The following is an 18,540-nucleotide window of genomic DNA, read 5'->3' as shown; positions in this document are numbered from 1 at the left end:
CGTCATCGCGACGAGCGAAAGCGACGGAGCAGTCCGGTCATACTTCGTCGCTTCGACGGCAACGATAAAATCTACGCGACGATGCCGACCGGCGATTGATGCACCCCCAATAGCCGGTGCGTTTCCGTCAGGGGGACGGCCGGACTGAACAGGAATCCCTGCACCTCGTCGCAAAGCTCCTCCTTGAGGATGCGGAGCTGATCGGCGGTCTCCACACCTTCGGCGTTGGTGGTCATTCCGAGATTTCTTCCCAGACTGATCACCGCGCGGATGATCGCCAGCGAATCCTGCAGTTTGCCGAGCCCGCGAACGAAGCTCTGGTCGATCTTGATCTTGTCGAAGGGGAAACTTCTGAGATAGCTCAGGCTCGAATAACCCGTGCCGAAATCGTCCATCGAAATCTGAACGCCGTAGCTCTTGAGCTGATGCAGTCTTTCGAGAATGACCTCGCTGTCCTGAAGCAGGGTCGTTTCGGTGATTTCCAGCTCGAGTCTGCCGGGCTCGAGATGGCTGACGGCCAGGGCCGTGAACACGGTTTGAACGAGGTTGGGACTCCTGAACTGAACCGGCGAGAGATTGACCGCGACCCGGATATTCCGGGGCCAGCCCAGCGCATCGGTGCAAACCTGCCGCAATATCCATTCACCGAGCGGAATGATCAGGCCGGTTTCCTCTGCCACGGGAATGAACTCGGCCGGCGATACCATCCCGCGATCGGGATGGCGCCAGCGGATGAGCGCCTCGAACGCGATCACCTCGTTGCTGCCGACCGAAACCACCGGCTGATAGAACATCTCGAACTGCTTGCCGGCGATGGCCGCCCGCAAATCGACCTCGAGCTGGCGCCGTGCCTTGGCCCTGGCGTTCATTTCCGGCTCGAAGAAACGGCAGATCCCCCGCCCGTCGGCTTTGGCGCTGTACAGGGCCATGTCGGCGCATTTCAGCAGGTCCTCCGACAAGGAGGCGTCGCCCGGGAAAATCGCAATTCCGATGCTCGCTCCCAGCACCGCCTGATTTCCAGCGAGGTCATACGGCGCGTTCAGGGCTTCGGTCACGGCCAGCGCCAGCGCAGCCGCGCCATGAGGCTGCGGCTGCCCGCCTTGCAGGATTGCAAATTCGTCGCCGCCCAGCCGGGCCACCATTCCCTGTTCGCCGACACAGTGCTGCAGTCGCCTGGCGACTTGCCTCAGCAGCTCATCCCCGATCGAATGGCCGAACATGTCGTTGACGGTCTTGAAGCCGTCGAGGTCCAGGCCGAAGATTGCGAGTTGATCGGTAGCTGTGACTTCAAGCGCTTCGGTCAGCTTGCGCTGGAACAGGTTCCGGTTCGGCAGGTCGGTGAGAGTGTCGTATTCCGCGAGGTAGGCGATCTGCTTTTCGGCCCGCCTCCGCTCGGTAATATCCTCGTGCGTATCGACCCAGCCTCCGCCGGGCAATTCGCGCCTCGAAACCGCAATGACCCGGCCATCGGGATACTCCTGCTGATAGGAGTCCGATCCGTCGACGAAAGCGCGCCCGATGTAGGCTTTGTGGAATTGCACCGCCGAGCCCTCCGGGAAGCCATTGGCGGAGGCAATGGATTGTATCAGTCCGGACAGGCCGACGCCGGGCGTGACGTCCTGGCGAGACAGCCTGAATATTTCCAGGAAGCGGTCATTGCACAGCACCAGCCGATGCTGCGCATCCAGCATGCAGAGGCCCTGCACCATGTTGTTGAGGGCCGCATCCAGCTGCAGATGAGTCAGGCCGAGCGCGATCGCGTTGCGCTTGAAGACGTCGATGGTCCTGGCAATGTCGCCCATTTCGTCGAGGGCTTTCGTATAGGGCACATCGACGCCGAGTTCGTTGTTGCATAGCCGGTGCATGACCGCGGTGATCTTGCCGAGCCGGCTGAGGATGCGATGCTTGGCCCACAAGGTTACCGGGCCGATCAGCACGAAGGCGACCAAAGCGGATGCAACCACCCACAGCATCAGCCCGCTGGAGGCCTCCGAAAGCCGGTGGACCTCGCGATCGACCTGGCGGATTTGCTCCTGATACCGTCCCTCCATGGCGCCCTGGATGACGTTGGCCGCCTGCGCATACTCGCCCTCGCTGACCGCGAGCGCCTGCTCCTGAGCGAAATTGTGGGCGAGCATCAAGACCCGATCGCCAGCCTGACTCAATGTGGGAACATGGGCGGCGATCTGCTGCAGCAGTATTTCCCTGGTTGCATCGCTCCGCGACAATTGCGTCCGGACGCTCTCCTCGATCCGCGCATTGAGCGCCGCCACCGCCAGCCGGCTGGCTCGAATGCGGCTTCGGTCGAGCAGCGCCGGCGCGGCCGTTATCAGTGCGCGATGCTGCTCGAACAAGACCTCGAGCTCGGTGACGGTCTGGATCCCCACAACCCCTTCGCCGTAGAGCCGCTCGGCGGCGGTTCTGGTCTGGCTGGCGAAGTGGGTGGACGCGGCGGCCAGCACCATCAGCGCCGCAAGCGCGATGGCGGTAAGAAGATAGAACTTGGCGGCGATGCCGTAGCGGATCGACCTCCAAAGCCGGGACAGCATGGCGCGCTCCTCAACTGCCTTGGCGGGCGACGCGTCGAAACGCTTCGATGACCGCGCTGGCGGCAGGCGATGGATCGTCGAGGCTGACCAGGCTCAGGATCTGCTCGATCGGCTCGTCCGTCACCAACTCCACCGCGGAACTCGACTTGACGATGGCCAGCTGGGTGATGCCGATGGCTCCGGGCTCCTGCGCCACCACCTTGACGATCTGTGTACCGACCTGAACCCGGATCGCATCGGGAGCCGAAATATGCGCCGCGCCGAGCAGCCTTGCTTCGACGGAGGCCAGCACGCCGCCGCCTTCGCGAACCGCCACGACGCGGATCGGCAGATCCGGCCCGCCCAGTTGCTTCCAGTTGGAGATCTCGCCGGTCAGTATTTTTCCAATGTCCTGAAGACGCGCCGCGCGAACCGGATTGTCCGGATGAATGACCAGTGCGGCGCGGGTCCGGGCGATCTCGAACGCCTTCAATCTCTGGAACGGAAGACTTGCATCGGACCGGCGCAGGATCTCCACCTCCCGGTCAAGGGTGGTTGAAATCATCGCCAGCTCCGCGTTCTGCGCCAGCAGGGCGAGCAGCCCGAGACTCGATTTGTTCGGGATGATCTCGAGGTGGTGGCCGGTTTGAGCTTCGACCGAACTCGCGAAGGGTTGCGCTATTCCGCTCGCAAAGGTCGTCGACCCCTGCAGAACCACATCGCCGGAATGGGCCGTGCCAATGCCCGCCGCGCCGGCGACGATCGCTGCGAGAACGAGTTGAATGAATTTCACTTTAGGAAAATTGCCCGCGACCTGGCTCATAGCCCCCCCTATTCAGCGACGACTCTGACAGGGATCAGCAAAAGACCGGGTTACCAAACAGCGTAAATGGTCTTTAAACTCGGGCGCCGGGTGTCCCGCGCGCCCGTACAAATACGGACTTCAGGGCACGACCGCTTTCCCAGGCGAGGCGGGGCCGTCGAACGGCGCCTGTCAGGCGGTTCGAAACCGCGACACGTAATGCAGGCCGATCACCGACACCAGGAAGGTGAACCACACCGGATCGGCACGATCGAGGAAGAAGCTTTCAAGTGAGGCGAGGTAGATCCCGAACAGCCAGATCCGCAGGAACATCTTGCCAAGCGGCGTCCCCTGCCCGCGCGCCTCGGCGAGATCATAATCCCTCAGCGGCGCAACGACCAGAATCGCCATCATGAACAGCAGTCCGGGAATCCCGAGCGTCAGCGCGGAATCCAGATAGCCGTTGTGGCTGTGCGAGGCGATCACCACCCATTCGTGGATGCTCTCGCCGGGATCGGCGTCGCGTACGAAGTCGCTACCCCAGAACGCAAAATAGCCGTAACCGAAAATCGGGCGCTGGGCGATCGACGCGAAGGCAAACTTCCAGACTTCGTCACGTCCGGTGAAGCTGGTGTCGAACGGCAGCGATCTGCCGATGGCCGACAGGGTCGGGCTGACGACGGTGCCGATGCTCAGGAGATTGAGAACGATAAGCGGCGCATAGCACAGCACCGCCCGGACCCGAAACGTCCTTGCCGCCGCCACCAGTTCGGCAAGCACGAGGATCAATATGACAAGCGCGGTCGCACTCTTGCCCCGGGTGAAGAACAGAAAGACGACCGCGAGAGCAGTCACGAGCGGCCCGACCAGAACGGCCCCCGATCGCATCAGGTAGATCCCGACGAAGACCAGCATCGCCATCACGGCGGACGCCGTGTTCTTGTGATCGAAGACGCCGCGCCAGTCGCCGGCCAGATGATACTCCGCGACGTCGGTGGCCTGGTGAATGGAAAATCCGGGTGCCACCATGACCCCGAGATAGCAGACGGCCAGAAACGACAGCACCGCGGCGCCGAGCCACCGGTTCAATTCGCGCGCGGTCGCCGGCAGCAGCAGCACCGTTGCCGCGACTACGAACACGCAGGCGGTGAGGACAAATCGTTGCGTGGAGGCGCCGGGGTCGCGGGACATCACGAGATTGATGCAGATCCAGCTGCCGAACAGAATATAGGGCGTCGATACGAACGAACGAAGCGCTTCCGCGTGCCTTCGCATCACCAGCACCAGCGAGAGCACGGCGAGAAATCCGAACGACGCGTAGGTGAGGCCGCGTCCCTCGGCGGCATCGCCGATCGTGGCGTCGCCGAGATTGGCGAACGGCTGCAAGGAAATCCAGGGCAGCAGGAAGATGGCGATGAACAGCGCGAAGCGCAGGATGTGCGCGATCTCGATCCGGCCGACATAAAGACCAATCGGCGACTCGATCCAGAGGGCAGACAACCTGTTCACGGCAAGACTCGTCGGCTGTGGTGGATCGTCCGGAACGCTTCGTCCCGAGCGGCGTGCTAAAGCCAATACTCCAAACCTAAATTATAGAGCAGCATGCGCGCATTGGCGCCGCAATCTTCCCGTGTCGGTTAATGAACTCGCTTTAACCATGCGGCCACACTTGCCGAACGCTGCGGCGCGCTGGACCGGATATTGCGGCTGGACCGGATATTGCGGCTGGACCGGATATTGCAGAAGGCTAGCCCACATCGCCGACTCCCTCGGCGAAGGTGTGAACGCATGACGATCGGAACATATTTCGCGCGGTTTGTTCGCGCTGATGGCGTGAAGGCCGCGGCACCAACTCTTTTCGGCACAGCCGGACTGTCCGGGGTGTCCGGTTTTGCGACGGCGAAGGCCGTCTGCGGCGACCGCTCCGGCCGGATCGTTAACGCCTTGCGCGCCTCCGCCACGGAACCGGTTCCTCTCGTGCTCGCCGCCTTGAGGCGTGAATGATGAAATATCGCGCCGATATCGACGGCCTGCGGGCGCTTGCCGTCGTTCCAGTCGTTCTCTACCACGCCGGCGTTCCCGGTTTTCCCGGCGGCTTCGTCGGCGTCGATATCTTCTTCGTGATCTCCGGCTATCTGATCTGCGGCATGATCGATGCGGACATCCGCAAGGAAACGTTCTCGCTCGGGAGTTTCTACAAGCGCCGGGCGCTGCGCATCCTGCCCGCGCTGTTCGTCATGTTCCTGGTCACCAGCGTTCTGGCCTATGTCTACTGCCTGCCGGTCGAGCTCGAAGATTATGCCCGGAGCCTCGCCAGCGCGGCCGGCTCGATTTCCAACGTCTATTTCGCGGGCACCGCCGGCTATTTCGACGCTCCGGCCGAAACCAAGCCGCTGTTGCATACCTGGTCGCTCGGCGTCGAAGAGCAGTTCTACCTCATCGTTCCCTTGGCGATGCTGCTCGCCTGGCGCGTCGCACCGAAACGGGCCGGGCTGTTGTTCGCCGTGGCCGCAGTACTTTCCTTTGCGGCGGCGCTCGCGATCAGCTATCGCAACACCACCTTCGTGTTCTATCTCACGCCGTTTCGGGCCTGGGAGCTGGCGCTCGGTGCGCTGCTGTCGATTGGATTCATTCCGGCGCCCAGGACCGCATTCTGGAAAACTGCCTGCGGCGCGATGGGGATCCTGCTTCTGCTCGTCGCGATACTCGTTGGTTCGCCCTCGGCTCCGTTGCTCTTGATGACGGCGCTCGCCAGCGTCGGCGCCACGCTGGTGATTGCCTCCAGCGAAAGCGGCGTTTCGACGGTTGGACGGCTGTTATCGCTGCGGCCGGTCGCCTTCATCGGCCTGATCTCCTACTCGCTGTATCTGTGGCATTGGCCGCTGATGGTATTTCAACGCACCGACGGGCTGCTGCTTGCCAACTCATCCGGCATCGTCACCAAGCTTGCGCTGATCGCGGCCTCGACCGGCATCGCCTTCCTGTCGTGGAAATTCGTCGAGACGCCGTTCCGCTCGAAGGCTCGCGAAACCTCCAAGGCGACGGTCTTCGCCATGTCCTCCGCCGCGATGGCTTCGGCGCTGGCAATGTGTGGCCTCGTGCTGTTCGTCGGCGGCGCGCCGTTCCGCTTTCCCGAGCGTGTGGTGTCGATCGCCTCCTATCTCGCCTACGATCCCTCGGCCGCGTTCCGGTCCGGGCAATGCTATCTGGCCTCGAGCCGCCAACAGCTCGATACGCCGGCCTGCTTGAAGCTGGACGCCAAGCGGCCGAATTACCTTCTGGTCGGCGACAGCCACGCCGCCCATCTCTGGTTCGGTCTGTCTTCATCGATGCCGGAAGTCAACGTATTGCAGGCCACTGCCAGCCTGTGCCGGCCGGCCGTACAGCCCGGCTCGCGGCATGACACGCCATTTTGCCGGAGGCTGATGGACTTTGTCTTTGGCAACTTCCTCGTCAACAACAAGGTCGACAAGATTCTGCTCGCCGCGTCATGGAAGGACGAGGATCTGCCGATCCTGTCGGCCACGCTCAGGATACTGAAATCGAGGGGGTTCGACGTCACCGTACTCGGGCCGATCGTCGAATATGACAGCGCGCTGCCGCGGCTGCTTGCTGATGAAATCCTGCAAAACAATCCGGCGGTCGCCGGGACCATGCGCAAGGCCGGGGTTCTGGAGCGCGACCGGGCGATGCGGCGGGTCGTCGCGGCCGAGGGCGCGGCTTACGTTTCGGTCTATGATTCCGTGTGCCGCAACGGCGTCTGCGATGAATTCGCCGAAGCCGACATTCCCCTGCAGTTCGACGCGGGCCACCTCACGGCGAAGGGTTCGGTGGTCGTGGGGCGAAGGCTCTCAACCGCCTTTATCGGCAAACTGGCGAGGGCCGACGATGTTTCGAACTGAGCGCGCGCGCACGGCGTGGGCGCTTCTCGGCCCGGCGATCGTTGTGGCGGTTTTGGCGCTCGGCGGCATCCCTCCGGCCCATGGCGAAGTCAAGAGCATATCGCGCATCGGTTCGGACTCCGCCAAATTTGCCGGCGCCTTCGTCAACTGGGGGCCCGATGGCCGCGAACGCATGCTTCAGGCCTGGGAAAAATGGCTGAACCAGACGCCGTCGTCGGTGCTCGGCGTCGATTTCTACGCCCAATCGACCTGGGAGGATTTCTTCAAATTGAGCTGGGTGCCGGGGATGTGGAACAAGCTCAACCCGGCGCGAAACGTGGTCTGGTCGGTTCCGCTGACGGTGAAGGGAACGCCGCTCGCGGAGATCGCCAACGGCCTGCGCGACGCCGAGTTCGAGGCCGCGGCAAGAGCGATTGCCGAGGCCCAGCCGAAGGCGATCATCCGGCTCGGCTGGGAGATGAATCTCGTCGACTCCCCTTGGTTCGCCAAGGGCCAAGAGGCCGACTACATCGCCGCCTTCCGGCGCGTTGTCGGAATTTTCAGGCGGCATTCGGACGGCTTCAAATACGACTGGTGCCCGGGATGGGGCCCGCAGGAACTCGCGGCCGACCTCGCTTATCCCGGCGACGACGTGGTCGATTACATCGGTCTCGATGTCTACGATTTCAAGTATGAGGGATCGCCGCAGGAACGCTGGGACACTTATTATCTGAAAGCGCCGTTCGGCCTGCAATGGCAGCGCGACTTTGCCGCCCGACACGGCAAGCGCATGAGTTACCCGGAATGGGGCGTCGGCCAGTTCGGCGACAACCCCTTCTTCATCCAGCAGATGCATGACTGGTTCCGGAAGAACCAGAACAGCATCGCCTATGCGGCCTATTTCGACGTCGACGGATTATGGCCGACCCAGATCGACAACAACCGGTTTCCCAAGTCGCAAAAGCTTTTCCGAAAGCTTTTCAGGCATTGAGCCGATGTGAAGGACTGCAGCGTGATGAATATGCGGCGGGTTATCAGGGGCGCGGCCTGGCTCTCGATTGCGATCGTTCTCCTGGTCACGATCGTACCGATCGGTTTCCGCCCCACCACGGGGTTGTCGCCAAACATCGAGCGCTTCTGCGCGATGGCTAGCGTGGGCGCGCTGTTTGCCGCAGCCTATCCCAGGAAACTCTGGCTGATCGTGCTGGCGCTGTCGCTGGCGGCGGCGCTATTCGAGCCGCTGCAGTTCATCGCCGCCGGCCGTCATCCGAGCCTGCGCGATGTGGAGCTCAAATCGCTGGGCGCCGCGATCGGCGCTGCCGTCGGCTACGTGATCGCCTTCGCGGCAGGCGCCATCAATTCGCGCTGGTCGCCGGCACCTTGATCTCCGTCGGCAGGATGATGGCGGCGGCGATCACCAGCAAACACAGCCCGCCGAAGGCCTGCAGCATGGTGACGAAACCGCCCTGCTCGTAAAGCCACGCCACCAGGCCGACCGAAGCGCCGGCCGCGGTGAAGCCGAGGAAATAGCGCACCGAATAGGCTCTGCTGCGCCATTCCTCACTGGTGTATTTGCCGACCATGGCGTCGTTGACGGTCACCTGTCCGAACGCGCCCATCACGATGCCGATCGAAGCCAGGATCAGCGGCAGGTTCGACAGCGTCGCCGCCAGATACAGGAATGGCGCCAGCAGCAGGGACAGCGGCAGGGAGATGGCCTTCAGCGAGTAGCGGTCGATCAGCCTGCCGATGGTATATTGCGTCATCGCGCCGAACACATAGACGCAGGCCGCGATCACCCCGAGCAGCGCCGGGCTCCTGGTCATGTCGACGAGCCGTTCCGCGAACAGCTTCGGCAGCGCCACCGTCACCGCGTTGAAGGTGGTGGATATCGCGATCACCACGATGAACAGCGCCAGGATCACCCGCCACATGTCCTTCTTCGCCACCCGCGCCTGTGCCGCCGCCTGCTTGAAGCCGGAGCGGTCCTCGTGGACCACCATCCGCGCAAACGCGACGCCGATCAGGATCGTGACGATGCCGGGAATGACAAAAGCCCAGCGCCAGCCGAGATACTGGCCGATCACGCCGGTAACCAGCGCCGACGACGCCACGCCGAGATTGCCCCAGACGCCGTTCAGCCCCATCTCGCGGCCGAGCCGGTCGGCATAGGACACGATCATGGCGGTGCCGACCGGATGGTAGATCGACGCGAACAGGCCGATCGACAACAGCGCCGCGCCGAGCTGCAGCGGGCTCTGCACCAGGCCGACCGCGATCATCGACAGGCCGATCCCGGCAAAGAAGATCACCATCATGTGGCGGCGGCTCCAGCGGTCGCCGAGCCAGCCGGTCAACAGCGAGCCGGCGCCGAAGGCGACGAAGCCCGGCGTCGCGTGAGGCAACAGCTCCGAATAGGCCATGCCGAGCGCCGGCCCCATCACGATGACAGCGGCGGCAAAGATCAGCATCGAATAATGGTCGATGAAGTGGGCGGCGTTGACAAAGCCGATCACCCGGCTCGGGCTGTTCATTGGCGAATCCCGCTGTTTCCTGAAATAGGTTATACGTTGTTGAGCTGACGGGATGCGGCCAATGAATATCGCCGAAAAGCCAATTGCAGGGATCAAGGGGCGCCGTATCTCGACCGGCGACGGCGTCCACATGATTGCGAACCACTACAGGAAGGGCGTCCGGCTCGACACCCATATGCACCGCGAGGCGCAACTGGTGTACGCAGCCCGCGGCACCATGCAGGTCACCACGCCGAAGGGACGCTGGCTGGTGCCGCCGGACCGCGCCGTGTGGGTGCCGGCGCGGCTTGAACACGCCATCGACATGCTGGCGGATACGGACATGCGGACGCTGTATTTCGACCTCGCCTGGCTCGATCGGGAAGTCCGCAGCGCGAGTCTCGATGCCGAATTCGTGGTGCGGGTCTCGCCCTTGCTGCACCAGGCGATCCTGGCGCTGTTCGACGGCCGCGACGATCCTGGTCGTACCGGACTGCTGGTCAAGCTCGCCATGCTCGAACTGCATCAGGCCGAGAATTCCGCCACCTTCATTCCCCTGCCGCACGAACCGCGCTGCCGCCGCGCCGCCGACATCGTGCTCGCCGACCCCACGGGCAGCCACGAGATCGAGACGCTGGCGCGCGAGGTCGGAACCTCGGCGCGGACGCTGTCGCGGCTGTTCTCGTCGGAGACGCAGTTGAGCTTCAAAAGCTGGTGCCAGCGCGCGCGCATCGCGGCTGCGATCGAAAAACTTTCCGTCGACGCCAACGTCTCGGTCAAGCAACTCGCATCCGATCTCGGCTACGCCAGCGTGCCGGCCTTTTCGCACGCGTTCCGGCAGGTGACCGGCAAGACGCCGACGGAGTTTGCGGAGATGAGGTGAGGGATGACCAATGAGGTGAGGGATGACCAACGCCGCTCCAAATGAGATCGTCATATGCAGGCTTGACCCGCGTATCCATCATTCTTCATCAAGAGTCGTTTCGAAGTGGATGGAATACCGGGTCAAGCCCGGCAATGACGGCACCAGATGCGGGCGCGCTACGAGATCGCAATGATCTCGAGCTCCTGACCGGATGCGCCGACGACATCCCCGACAGCCTTGCCCATCAGGGACTTCGCCACCGGAGATACAAAGGAAATGGACCCGGCCTTGGGGTCGGCTTCGTCCTCTCCCACGATCCGATATTTCTGGATGCGCCCATCGTCACGCCTGAAAACCACCGTGCTCCCAAAGGCGACAATGTCGGTTGACGCAGGGTCGGCGATGACCTGGGCCGTCCGAACTCTCGCCGCGAAGTAGCGCGCATCGCGCAACGGGACCGCGGCTTGCCGCCGCCTTTCGTTGACGTCTTCGATCTTCTGCGCGGTCTCATAGGCCTCACGGGCCTCGTGGAGTTGAAATTCCAGAGCCTTCAATCCGGCTTCCGTAACGAGGTTCGGATGCGGTGAAACGGGCCGGTCGGGCAACAGCGTTTCCGATGCCGTTTCGGCACTGTCTTCCTTGGTGAAGGCAACGCTCAAGCTCGGACTCCCTTTAAGTCAATACGCCAGGAACTGCCATTGAAGATATCACGTTTGGCCTCTGCCGGCGCTACCGCTTACTTTGCATGGGGTTGTTTTCGATATTTTGGTTTGGGACCGCTACCCCCTTCGGAAACACGCGAGACAACCCGGCGGGCACGCACATGACGCCTTTTTGCTCATCCCTGCCCGCTTGATTGTGACACACTCTGCCCTAATTCTCATGTAGCATTCCACCTGATCAGGATTCGACCGCCCGGCATGAGCAGCAACGCCTTCTTTACCGACCTCCTCGCCTCGATTTCCGAGCGCGGCCGCACCCTGCTGCGGCGCGCGGGGTCGACGGACGCGAAACAGGACGTCAGCGAGTTGATCCAACTGTGCGAGGCGCTGCTGTCGGGCCGCGGCGAAGCTTCCGGCACCGCGATGGCGCGCGAGGTTCTCGACCGCTATCGCAATCTCGACGAGGCCGGCCGGCTTGCGTTCTTCGAAACCCTGGCCCGCGATTACGGCCCGGACCGGGAACGGCTTGCGCAGGCAATCGAGGCTTGGCGCAGCCAACCCTCCGACGAGGACGCCAGCGACCTGCACTTTGCGTCGGAGCCGCGGCGGCAGGAACTGATCCGGCGGCTGAACCGCGCGCCCGGTGGCACCAGCGAACTGGTGGCGCTGCGCGCCGATCTGCTCCGCCTCATGAATGGGCACGAGGATCTCGCCGCGGTCGACCGCGACGCCGTGCATCTTTTGTCTTCTTGGTTCAACAGGGGATTTCTCGTGCTGCGCAGAATCGATTGGCAGACGCCAGCGAACATTCTGGAACAGATCATCCGCTACGAGGCGGTGCATGAGATCCGCGACTGGGACGATCTGCGCCGCCGCATCGATCCCGTCGACCGGCGCTGCTACGCCTTCTTCCATCCCGCCTTGGTCGACGAGCCCCTGATCTTCGTCGAGGTGGCGCTGACCGAAGCGATTCCCGCCGCGATCGCGCCGCTGCTCGCCGAAGACCGCACCCTGGTGCCGGTCGAGCGCGCCCGCACCGCGGTGTTCTATTCGATCTCCAACACCCAGCGCGGGCTCGGCGGCATCTCGTTCGGCAGCTTCCTGATCAAGCAGGTGGTCGAGGAATTGCGGCGCGAACTGCCGAAGTTGGAGAACTTCGTGACGCTGTCGCCGGTGCCGGGTCTTGTCACGTGGCTGAAGCAGGGAAACGACGTTCCGGTCACCGACGAGGAGCGGGCGCTGCTGGAAAATCTCGACAGGCCCGACTGGTTCGAGGATGCGGAACTGGCGTCAAAACTGCGCGCGGTGCTGGAGCCGCTCGCGGCCTACTACTTCCTGAAGGCGCGCACGCCGAAGGGCCGGCTGATCGATTCGGTGGCGCGATTCCATCTCGGCAACGGCGCGCGGCTGGAGCGGATCGACTGGCTCGGCGATCTCTCGCCGAAGGGTATGCGCGAGTCCGCCGGGATCATGGTCAACTATCTCTATCGCCTCGAGGATATCGAAAAGAACCACGAGGCCTACGCCAACCAGGGCGAGGTCGCCGCTTCCAGCGCGGTGAAGAAATTGCTGAAGACCGAAGGCCGGCGGCTGCTGGACATGCGGCTGTCGTAGCCGGGTCGGGCGGTCAGACCAGGTCGGCGAGCGTCTGGCCGTGCAGGTCGATGCTCAGGCCATCCAGCGCGAGATCGCTGACCTCACCGCCCATCGCCTTGATGCTCTCCTCGCGGATCAACGACATCAGGCCGCGGCGCAGCGCCAGGAATTCCGACGACATCATCATCGACTGATGCCGGGGACGCTCGAGCGGAATGGCGATCTCGGCCTTGATCGTCCCCGGGCGTGCCGTCATGCAATAGACCCGGTCCGACAGGAAGATCGCCTCGTCGATATCGTGGGTGACGAACAGCACCGATATCTTCAGGCGCTGCCACATGTTGGTGAGAATTTGCTGCATGATGATCCGGGTCTGGGCATCAAGCGCGCCGAACGGCTCGTCGAGCAGCAGGACCTTCGGCCCGGTGGCGAGCGCACGAACGATGCCGACGCGCTGCTTCATGCCTCCCGACAGGCTGTCCGGATACTTGTTCTCGAAAGCGGTGAGCCCGGCGAGGCCGAGCAGCGTGCGCGCGGCGCGGTCCCGGCTCGACTTATCGAGATGCTTCATCTTGAGGCCGAATTCGACGTTGCCCTTGACCGTCTTCCACGGGAACAGCGAATATTGCTGGAACACCATTCCGCGATCGGCGCCGGGACCGTCCACCACTTCATCGTCGACCGTGACGTCGCCCCCGGTCGGCTTGAGAAAGCCCGCGACCGCGTTGAGCAAAGTGGATTTGCCGCAGCCGGACGGCCCGACGATCGAGACGAACTCGCCTGGGTTGACGTGGATCGTGGCGTCGCTGACCGCCTCCACCGGGCCATCCAGGGTCGGATAGCTCAAGGCGAAGTTTCTGACGTCGATGCGGCCCCTGGGAGGCTGGCTCGCGACGGTCTGGCTCATGATCGGCTCCATGGCATGACGAGGCGGCCCAGTCCGCGGATCAGCGCGCTCGATCCGAGGCCGAGTACGCCGATGCAGATCATCCCGAGCGCGATGTCGGCGTACTGCACCAGCGAGTAGGCTTCCCAGGTGAAATAGCCGATGCCGTACTGGCCGGAGATCATCTCGGCTGCGATCAGCGAGACCCAGGCCACGCCCATTCCGACGGTAAGGCCGGTGAAGATGTGCGGCAGCGATCCCGGGAAGTAGACCTCGCGGAAAATCGACAGCTCGCGGGCGCCAAGGCACTGCGCCGCCCGCACCAGGACCGGATCGACCAGCGACATGCCGTGCAGCGTGTTGACCAGGATCGGAAAGAAGGATCCGAGGAAGGTGATGTAGACGATGCTCTGCTCGTTGGTCGGCCACAGCATGATCGCCATCGGCACCCATGCAATGGCGGGGATCGGACGCAGGATTTCGGTGACCGGAAACACGATCTCGTGGGCGAGCCTGAAGCGTCCCATCACCAGCCCGAGCGGGACTGCGACGACGGCGGCGAGCGAGAAGCCGAGCAGAATGCGGCGGCAGCTCAGCATCACATGCAAGAAGAATTTCGAGTCGTGGCTGGCGCGGGCCAGGCTCTCATAGACCGCCGCCGGCGACGGCACGTTGGTGAAGCGGACGAAGAAAACCACCTTGTAGGTCGTCAGCAGATGCCAGGCGAGCAGGAACAGCGCCAGCGAGATCGCGCCGATCGCCGCGGCCCGCAGGCCGCGACGGTTGAGCTGCAGCCATCGTTTCACGTAGGTCGTCAGCGTCGGCCTGCCGACGGGCGTTGTTTCCCCCGCCGGCATCTCCCGGGTTGGCGGCGGCACGGCAGGTTCCTGCAGGTCGCGCCTGATGGCCAAGCTTTCCACGTCTAACCTCCGCTGACTGCGGTCTTCAGCGCATCGTCGAAACTCAGCACCTTGCCGCCGATCTTCGCCGCATAGGCTTCGGCGTCCTTCTTCAGCAGGAACGGCGCGATTTCGCTCTTGCCGGCGGCGTAGTAGGCCTGGTCGGCGAACAGCTTGATGCCGCGCGAGGTATCGAAGACGTAGGCGACGTTGATCTTCTTGCCCTTGGCCTTGATGTCGGCATAGGCGCCGAGCGTGCAGGCGGCGCTGCTGTAGGGCGCAATGCCCTCGCCGTCGACCCAGACCTCGCCGGCCTTGCGCGGATCGCCGATCGGCTTCTTGCAGAACTTGTCCTCGCCGGCGACTTCGTAGTTCCGGGTGCTCTTGAGCTCGGCGTCATAGTCCAGCTTCAGTTCGGCATAGGCCTTGCGGACATAGCTGTCGTCGACCCACTTCTTCGGATCGAACTCCTTCATGCGGCCGAGATTCTGCAGCACCTTGACGTCGGTGGCCGCGGCCTCGATCAGTGCCGGCTTGATGGTGGGGTCGGTGGTCATATTGCCGCCGGGACCGAGGAAGATGTAGACCACTTCCTTGTTGATGCCGGTCCACTCCTGGATCTTTTCGGCGGCGAGTTTCGGATCGGCGCGCACCCAGGCGTTGGCGGCGATGATCGCTTTGATGTAGCCGACCACCACTTCCGGATATTTTTCGGCGAAATCGGTACGAACCACGACGCCATGCCAGGTCGGCAGGTTGGTTTCGACACCGTCGAAGATCTTGCGCGCGAAGCCGCGGAACGGGAGCAGTTCGGCGAACGGAACGAAATCGGCGTGGGCGTCGATCTTCTTTTCCTGCAGGTTGGTGGAGCCGACTTCAGGGCTCTGGCTGATCAGTTGGAAATAGTCGGACGGCCACTTCCTGTCCTGCATCGCCTTCAGCATCATGCCGTGCGCGGCGGAACCGAAGGGAACGCTGACCAGTTTGCCCTTGAGGTCGGACAGTTCGTAATAGGGCGAGTCCTTGTGGACGACGAGGCCGTTGCCGGAACCTTCGAGGCTGTAGGCCGCAACCGCGATCAGCCGGCTCTTGCTCTCGGGATTGCTCTCGAAGGTGAAGCCATTCACCACCAAGGGATAGTCGCCCATCATGCCGAACTGCAATTTGTTCGCCATCATGCCATTGGTGACGGGCGGACCGGAGGTGAAGTTCTGCCACTCGAACTCGAATTTGATGTTGGCGTATTTGCCGTCCTTGGGGAGGTACTTCTCCATCAAATTGAGCTGGCGGATGATGGTGCCGACGGTGGCCGTATTCGTGGTGGTATCCTGGGTTCCGATGCCGATCGTGACTTTGGTCTGCGCGCCTGCCGGACTGGCAAGGGCGAATGCTGCTGCTGCGACGAGGACGGAAAAGCTGCGATATCCCAATTTGCAATCCATGAAAGCCTCTCGGTGGTTGATGCGCCTCGGGTTATTGCTCCCTGTTTTTCGCCATCCTTTGTCGATCCGGTCGATGCGGCAAACGTCGTCTGGTGCCGGCGGTCGATTAGTTGCCGTGAAAGACCGGGTGCTTACTCCTTGGGCAGTTTATCCGCTCAAAGCCAAAGCAATGGGCACCGGCTCAGTCACCCAGGCCTTTCATCCCCTGCAGCAGGTCGGGCCGGCGAACGATGATTTGCGACTTCCGGGACGCCACGATGCCTTTTTCCTGCAGGCGCTTGAGGCTGATCGTGACCCATTGGCGCGTGGCGCCCACCATGTGCGCGAGATCGGCATGGGTGAACGCCGCCCCAATCAGAATACCTTCGGGATCGTCGACGCCGTAAAGTTCCGTCAGGTGCAGCAACAGATGCGCCAGCCGCTCCGTGATCGATCGCGTCCCCAGCATCTGGGCCAGCGCCGAGTAGCACTTGCCCTTGAAGGTCAGCCCTTCGATCAGCCCGATCGCGAGGTTCGGCACCTCCACGACGAGCGACCGCAGTTCCTTGCCGGGAAGCTGAACGACGCTTGAATTGCTGGTGGCGACGCCAGACCATTGGTGAACGCCGGCGCCGAACACTTCCGGGCCGCCGACGAAATTGCCGGGATGCCAGTAGGCGAGCGTAATTTCGCGTCCGGAGGGAGCCGTGTAGAAAACCCTTATCCGACCGGTCTCGATGAGATAGATGCCGTCATGCTTGGTGCCCTGATTGAACAGGGTCTGGCCACGGTAGAACACCTTGCGGCGGCCGTGTTTGAGGACGGTCGCGCGTTCGCCCTGCGACAGCGCCTCGAACAGCGATGGTGCGCCGCCGAGCGACCGCGCACTTTCGGTCAGGAGCAGCGACTCTCCACCCTTCGAAGCCGCTGCCCGCGGGCGCCCTGCCGCAGGTCCCATTGCCGCGTTAGTAGCCGCATAGATCTGCATTCTGCGCTCCAGATCGGAATTATAATTCTGAAAGCGCAGCAAGCCTTATGCCAAGTTGGCAGCCCCGGCGGTACCTCCATCGGGAGACGCAGCCTCAAATAGCGCTCGTAACGGTAAGCGGACTAACCGGCCTGCAACTCGGACAAATAGCTCCACGGATAGATTCCGCGCGCGTGACCGTCCGAGAATGCAATGTTGATCGCGTAATCGCCGATCGGAGAAACTTGCGTGATGGCGATGCCGTCGAACCGGTCCGGGAACCTGCCGTCGATCCGCGCCCTGACGCAGTGAGCACATTTGCAGGCGGCGCGAAGGCTCCCGGCCTGTAGCCGGATCTCTTCCCCCTGCGCCGTCGTCAGTTCCAGAAAATCGAGATTGTCGCTGACGGCGACGTGCGCAGGGGCCGATGCGGGCGAAGCAAGCAAGGCGGACATGGCCAATTCTCCATGCCGGCATTCGACCAGCAATGCCGCCGGGGCGAGAGCAATTTGTTGCCAGACCACGCCAACTATTTCCGAAATTAATCAACCGCGATTGCTTCACCGAGATTGCGCGATCTCGTTCCCTCACCGATCAGTCGCTTCAGAAACCGGTTTCGCGACCGCAGCGTGACGCGAACCGCGACCATCGACATCGGACCGAACCCAATGAGCGCCTTCCACCGAGAAAAAGTTCTTTCCGTCCGGCACTGGACCGACACCCTGTTCAGCTTCACCGCCACCCGCAATTCCGGGTTCCGGTTCCAGAACGGACAGTTTGCGATGATCGGGCTCGAGGTCGACGGCCGGCCGCTGTTGCGCGCCTACAGCATGGCGAGCGCCAATCACGAGGAAGCTCTGGAGTTCTTCAGTATCAAGGTCGCGGACGGTCCGCTCACCTCGCGGCTGCAGAAGATCGAGGAAGGCGATACCATCCTGGTTGGCCGCAAGGCCACCGGCACGCTGGTGACCGACAACCTGCTTCCCGGCAAACGGCTGCTGCTGCTGTCAACCGGAACCGGCCTCGCGCCCTTCGCCAGCCTGATCAAGGACCCGGATATCTACGACCGGTTCGAGACCATCGTTCTGGTCCACGGCTGCCGGCAGGTCTCCGAACTGGCCTATGGCGAGCAACTGGTCGCTAGTCTCGATAATGACGAGTTCTTCGGCCCGCTGATGCGCCGGCAATTCATCTATTATCCGACGGTGACGCGCGAACCGTTCCGCAATCGCGGCCGCATCACCGACCTGATCGCTTCGGAGCAGTTGTTCCACGACATCGGCCTGCCGCCGCTGAACATCGCGACCGACCGCATCATGCTGTGCGGCAGCCCCGGCATGCTGGAAGACCTGCGGCGCAGCTTCGAGCAGCAAGGTCTTTCGGAAGGCAACCACGCCGAGCCCGGCCATTTCGTGATCGAAAAGGCTTTCGTCGAACGCTAGGCCGGCGCCCCTGACCCGCCGCGCCGCTTCCGGCAACGGAGGCCGAGTGCCGCTTTGCGTTGTCGCCACGTCGGAAAT

The 18,540-nt window shown here is 62.9% G+C and carries 17 protein-coding genes; 7 read left to right on the top strand and 10 right to left on the bottom strand.

Going from position 1 to position 18,540, the window contains the following annotated elements; all coding sequences use genetic code 11:
* Nucleotides 1-71: 71 nt before the first annotated feature.
* The 3 genes from KMZ68_RS06690 to KMZ68_RS06680 form a co-directional block, all read right to left on the bottom strand.
* The gene (locus KMZ68_RS06690) at nt 72-2,549 is read right to left on the bottom strand and encodes a putative bifunctional diguanylate cyclase/phosphodiesterase (RefSeq protein WP_215615043.1); all 2,478 of its coding nucleotides are present in this window, start codon (nt 2,547-2,549) and stop codon (nt 72-74) included.
* Nucleotides 2,550-2,559: 10 nt separating this feature from the next.
* Complete coding sequence (locus tag KMZ68_RS06685) at nt 2,560-3,351, bottom strand: substrate-binding domain-containing protein (protein ID WP_215615042.1); 792 nt, start codon at nt 3,349-3,351, stop codon at nt 2,560-2,562.
* A gap of 171 nt (nt 3,352-3,522) precedes the next feature.
* A complete protein-coding gene (locus tag KMZ68_RS06680; protein ID WP_215615041.1) occupies nt 3,523-4,839 on the bottom strand; it encodes an O-antigen ligase family protein in 1,317 nt (438 codons plus the stop codon).
* Nucleotides 4,840-5,118: 279 nt separating this feature from the next.
* Between KMZ68_RS06680 and KMZ68_RS06675 the strand changes: the two genes are divergently transcribed.
* From KMZ68_RS06675 to KMZ68_RS06660, 4 genes are read left to right on the top strand one after another with little or no spacing between them, the layout of a single operon-like run.
* Complete coding sequence (locus KMZ68_RS06675) at nt 5,119-5,334, top strand: hypothetical protein (protein ID WP_215615040.1); 216 nt, start codon at nt 5,119-5,121, stop codon at nt 5,332-5,334.
* Complete coding sequence (locus tag KMZ68_RS06670) at nt 5,334-7,232, top strand: acyltransferase family protein (protein WP_215615039.1); 1,899 nt, start codon at nt 5,334-5,336, stop codon at nt 7,230-7,232. Before KMZ68_RS06675 ends, KMZ68_RS06670 begins: the two co-directional genes overlap by 1 nt.
* On the top strand, nt 7,219-8,202 hold the full coding sequence (locus tag KMZ68_RS06665) for a glycoside hydrolase family 26 protein (RefSeq protein WP_215615038.1): 984 nt from the start codon (nt 7,219-7,221) through the stop codon (nt 8,200-8,202). Before KMZ68_RS06670 ends, KMZ68_RS06665 begins: the two co-directional genes overlap by 14 nt.
* Nucleotides 8,203-8,226: 24 nt before the next feature.
* Nucleotides 8,227-8,595, top strand: coding sequence for a VanZ family protein (locus tag KMZ68_RS06660; RefSeq protein ID WP_371737154.1), 369 nt, complete (start codon nt 8,227-8,229; stop codon nt 8,593-8,595).
* On the opposite strand, the gene KMZ68_RS06655 is transcribed toward KMZ68_RS06660, so the two are convergent.
* Nucleotides 8,567-9,745 carry an MFS transporter gene (locus KMZ68_RS06655; RefSeq protein WP_215615037.1) on the bottom strand — a complete coding sequence of 393 codons (1,179 nt, stop codon included), beginning with the start codon at nt 9,743-9,745 and terminating at the stop codon, nt 8,567-8,569. The genes KMZ68_RS06660 and KMZ68_RS06655 overlap by 29 nt on opposite strands.
* A 61-nt stretch (nt 9,746-9,806) precedes the next feature.
* Between KMZ68_RS06655 and KMZ68_RS06650 the strand changes: the two genes are divergently transcribed.
* Nucleotides 9,807-10,607, top strand: a complete 801-nt coding sequence (locus KMZ68_RS06650; RefSeq protein WP_249779547.1) for an AraC family transcriptional regulator — start codon at nt 9,807-9,809, stop codon at nt 10,605-10,607.
* A gap of 158 nt (nt 10,608-10,765) precedes the next feature.
* Here KMZ68_RS06650 and greA read toward each other — a convergent pair whose 3' ends face one another.
* Complete coding sequence (greA, locus tag KMZ68_RS06645; RefSeq protein WP_215615035.1) at nt 10,766-11,248, bottom strand: transcription elongation factor GreA; 483 nt, start codon at nt 11,246-11,248, stop codon at nt 10,766-10,768.
* A 261-nt stretch (nt 11,249-11,509) separates the two neighbouring features.
* Between greA and KMZ68_RS06640 the strand changes: the two genes are divergently transcribed.
* Entirely contained in the window at nt 11,510-12,865 is a 1,356-nt protein-coding gene (locus KMZ68_RS06640; protein ID WP_215615034.1) for a malonyl-CoA decarboxylase, read from the top strand.
* Nucleotides 12,866-12,878: 13 nt separating this feature from the next.
* Here the strand turns inward: KMZ68_RS06640 and KMZ68_RS06635 are convergent, their stop codons facing one another.
* The 5 genes from KMZ68_RS06635 to KMZ68_RS06615 form a co-directional block, all read right to left on the bottom strand.
* Nucleotides 12,879-13,766 carry an ABC transporter ATP-binding protein gene (locus KMZ68_RS06635; protein WP_371741420.1) on the bottom strand — a complete coding sequence of 296 codons (888 nt, stop codon included), beginning with the start codon at nt 13,764-13,766 and terminating at the stop codon, nt 12,879-12,881.
* On the bottom strand, nt 13,751-14,590 hold the full coding sequence (locus tag KMZ68_RS06630) for an ABC transporter permease (protein ID WP_215616225.1): 840 nt from the start codon (nt 14,588-14,590) through the stop codon (nt 13,751-13,753). The genes KMZ68_RS06635 and KMZ68_RS06630 overlap by 16 nt, the downstream gene beginning before the upstream one ends.
* A 65-nt stretch (nt 14,591-14,655) precedes the next feature.
* Nucleotides 14,656-16,074, bottom strand: coding sequence for an ABC transporter substrate-binding protein (locus tag KMZ68_RS06625; protein ID WP_215615032.1), 1,419 nt, complete (start codon nt 16,072-16,074; stop codon nt 14,656-14,658).
* A 181-nt stretch (nt 16,075-16,255) separates the two neighbouring features.
* Nucleotides 16,256-17,041, bottom strand: a complete 786-nt coding sequence (locus tag KMZ68_RS06620) for a Crp/Fnr family transcriptional regulator (RefSeq protein ID WP_215615031.1) — start codon at nt 17,039-17,041, stop codon at nt 16,256-16,258.
* 122 nt (nt 17,042-17,163) lie between these two features.
* Nucleotides 17,164-17,544: a DUF971 domain-containing protein gene (locus tag KMZ68_RS06615; protein ID WP_249779546.1), complete on the bottom strand. Its 381-nt coding sequence runs from the start codon at nt 17,542-17,544 to the stop codon at nt 17,164-17,166.
* 144 nt (nt 17,545-17,688) lie between these two features.
* Here KMZ68_RS06615 and KMZ68_RS06610 point away from each other — a divergent pair, with 144 nt between their 5' ends.
* Nucleotides 17,689-18,462, top strand: a complete 774-nt coding sequence (locus KMZ68_RS06610) for a ferredoxin--NADP reductase (protein ID WP_215615030.1) — start codon at nt 17,689-17,691, stop codon at nt 18,460-18,462.
* The last annotated feature ends 78 nt before the right edge of the window (nt 18,463-18,540 follow it).

It is taken from the genome of Bradyrhizobium sediminis, from assembly GCF_018736105.1.
Lineage (GTDB): Bacteria > Pseudomonadota > Alphaproteobacteria > Rhizobiales > Xanthobacteraceae > Bradyrhizobium.
Note: the sequence above shows the minus strand (reverse complement) of the source record. Positions and strands in the feature narration are given on the sequence as shown.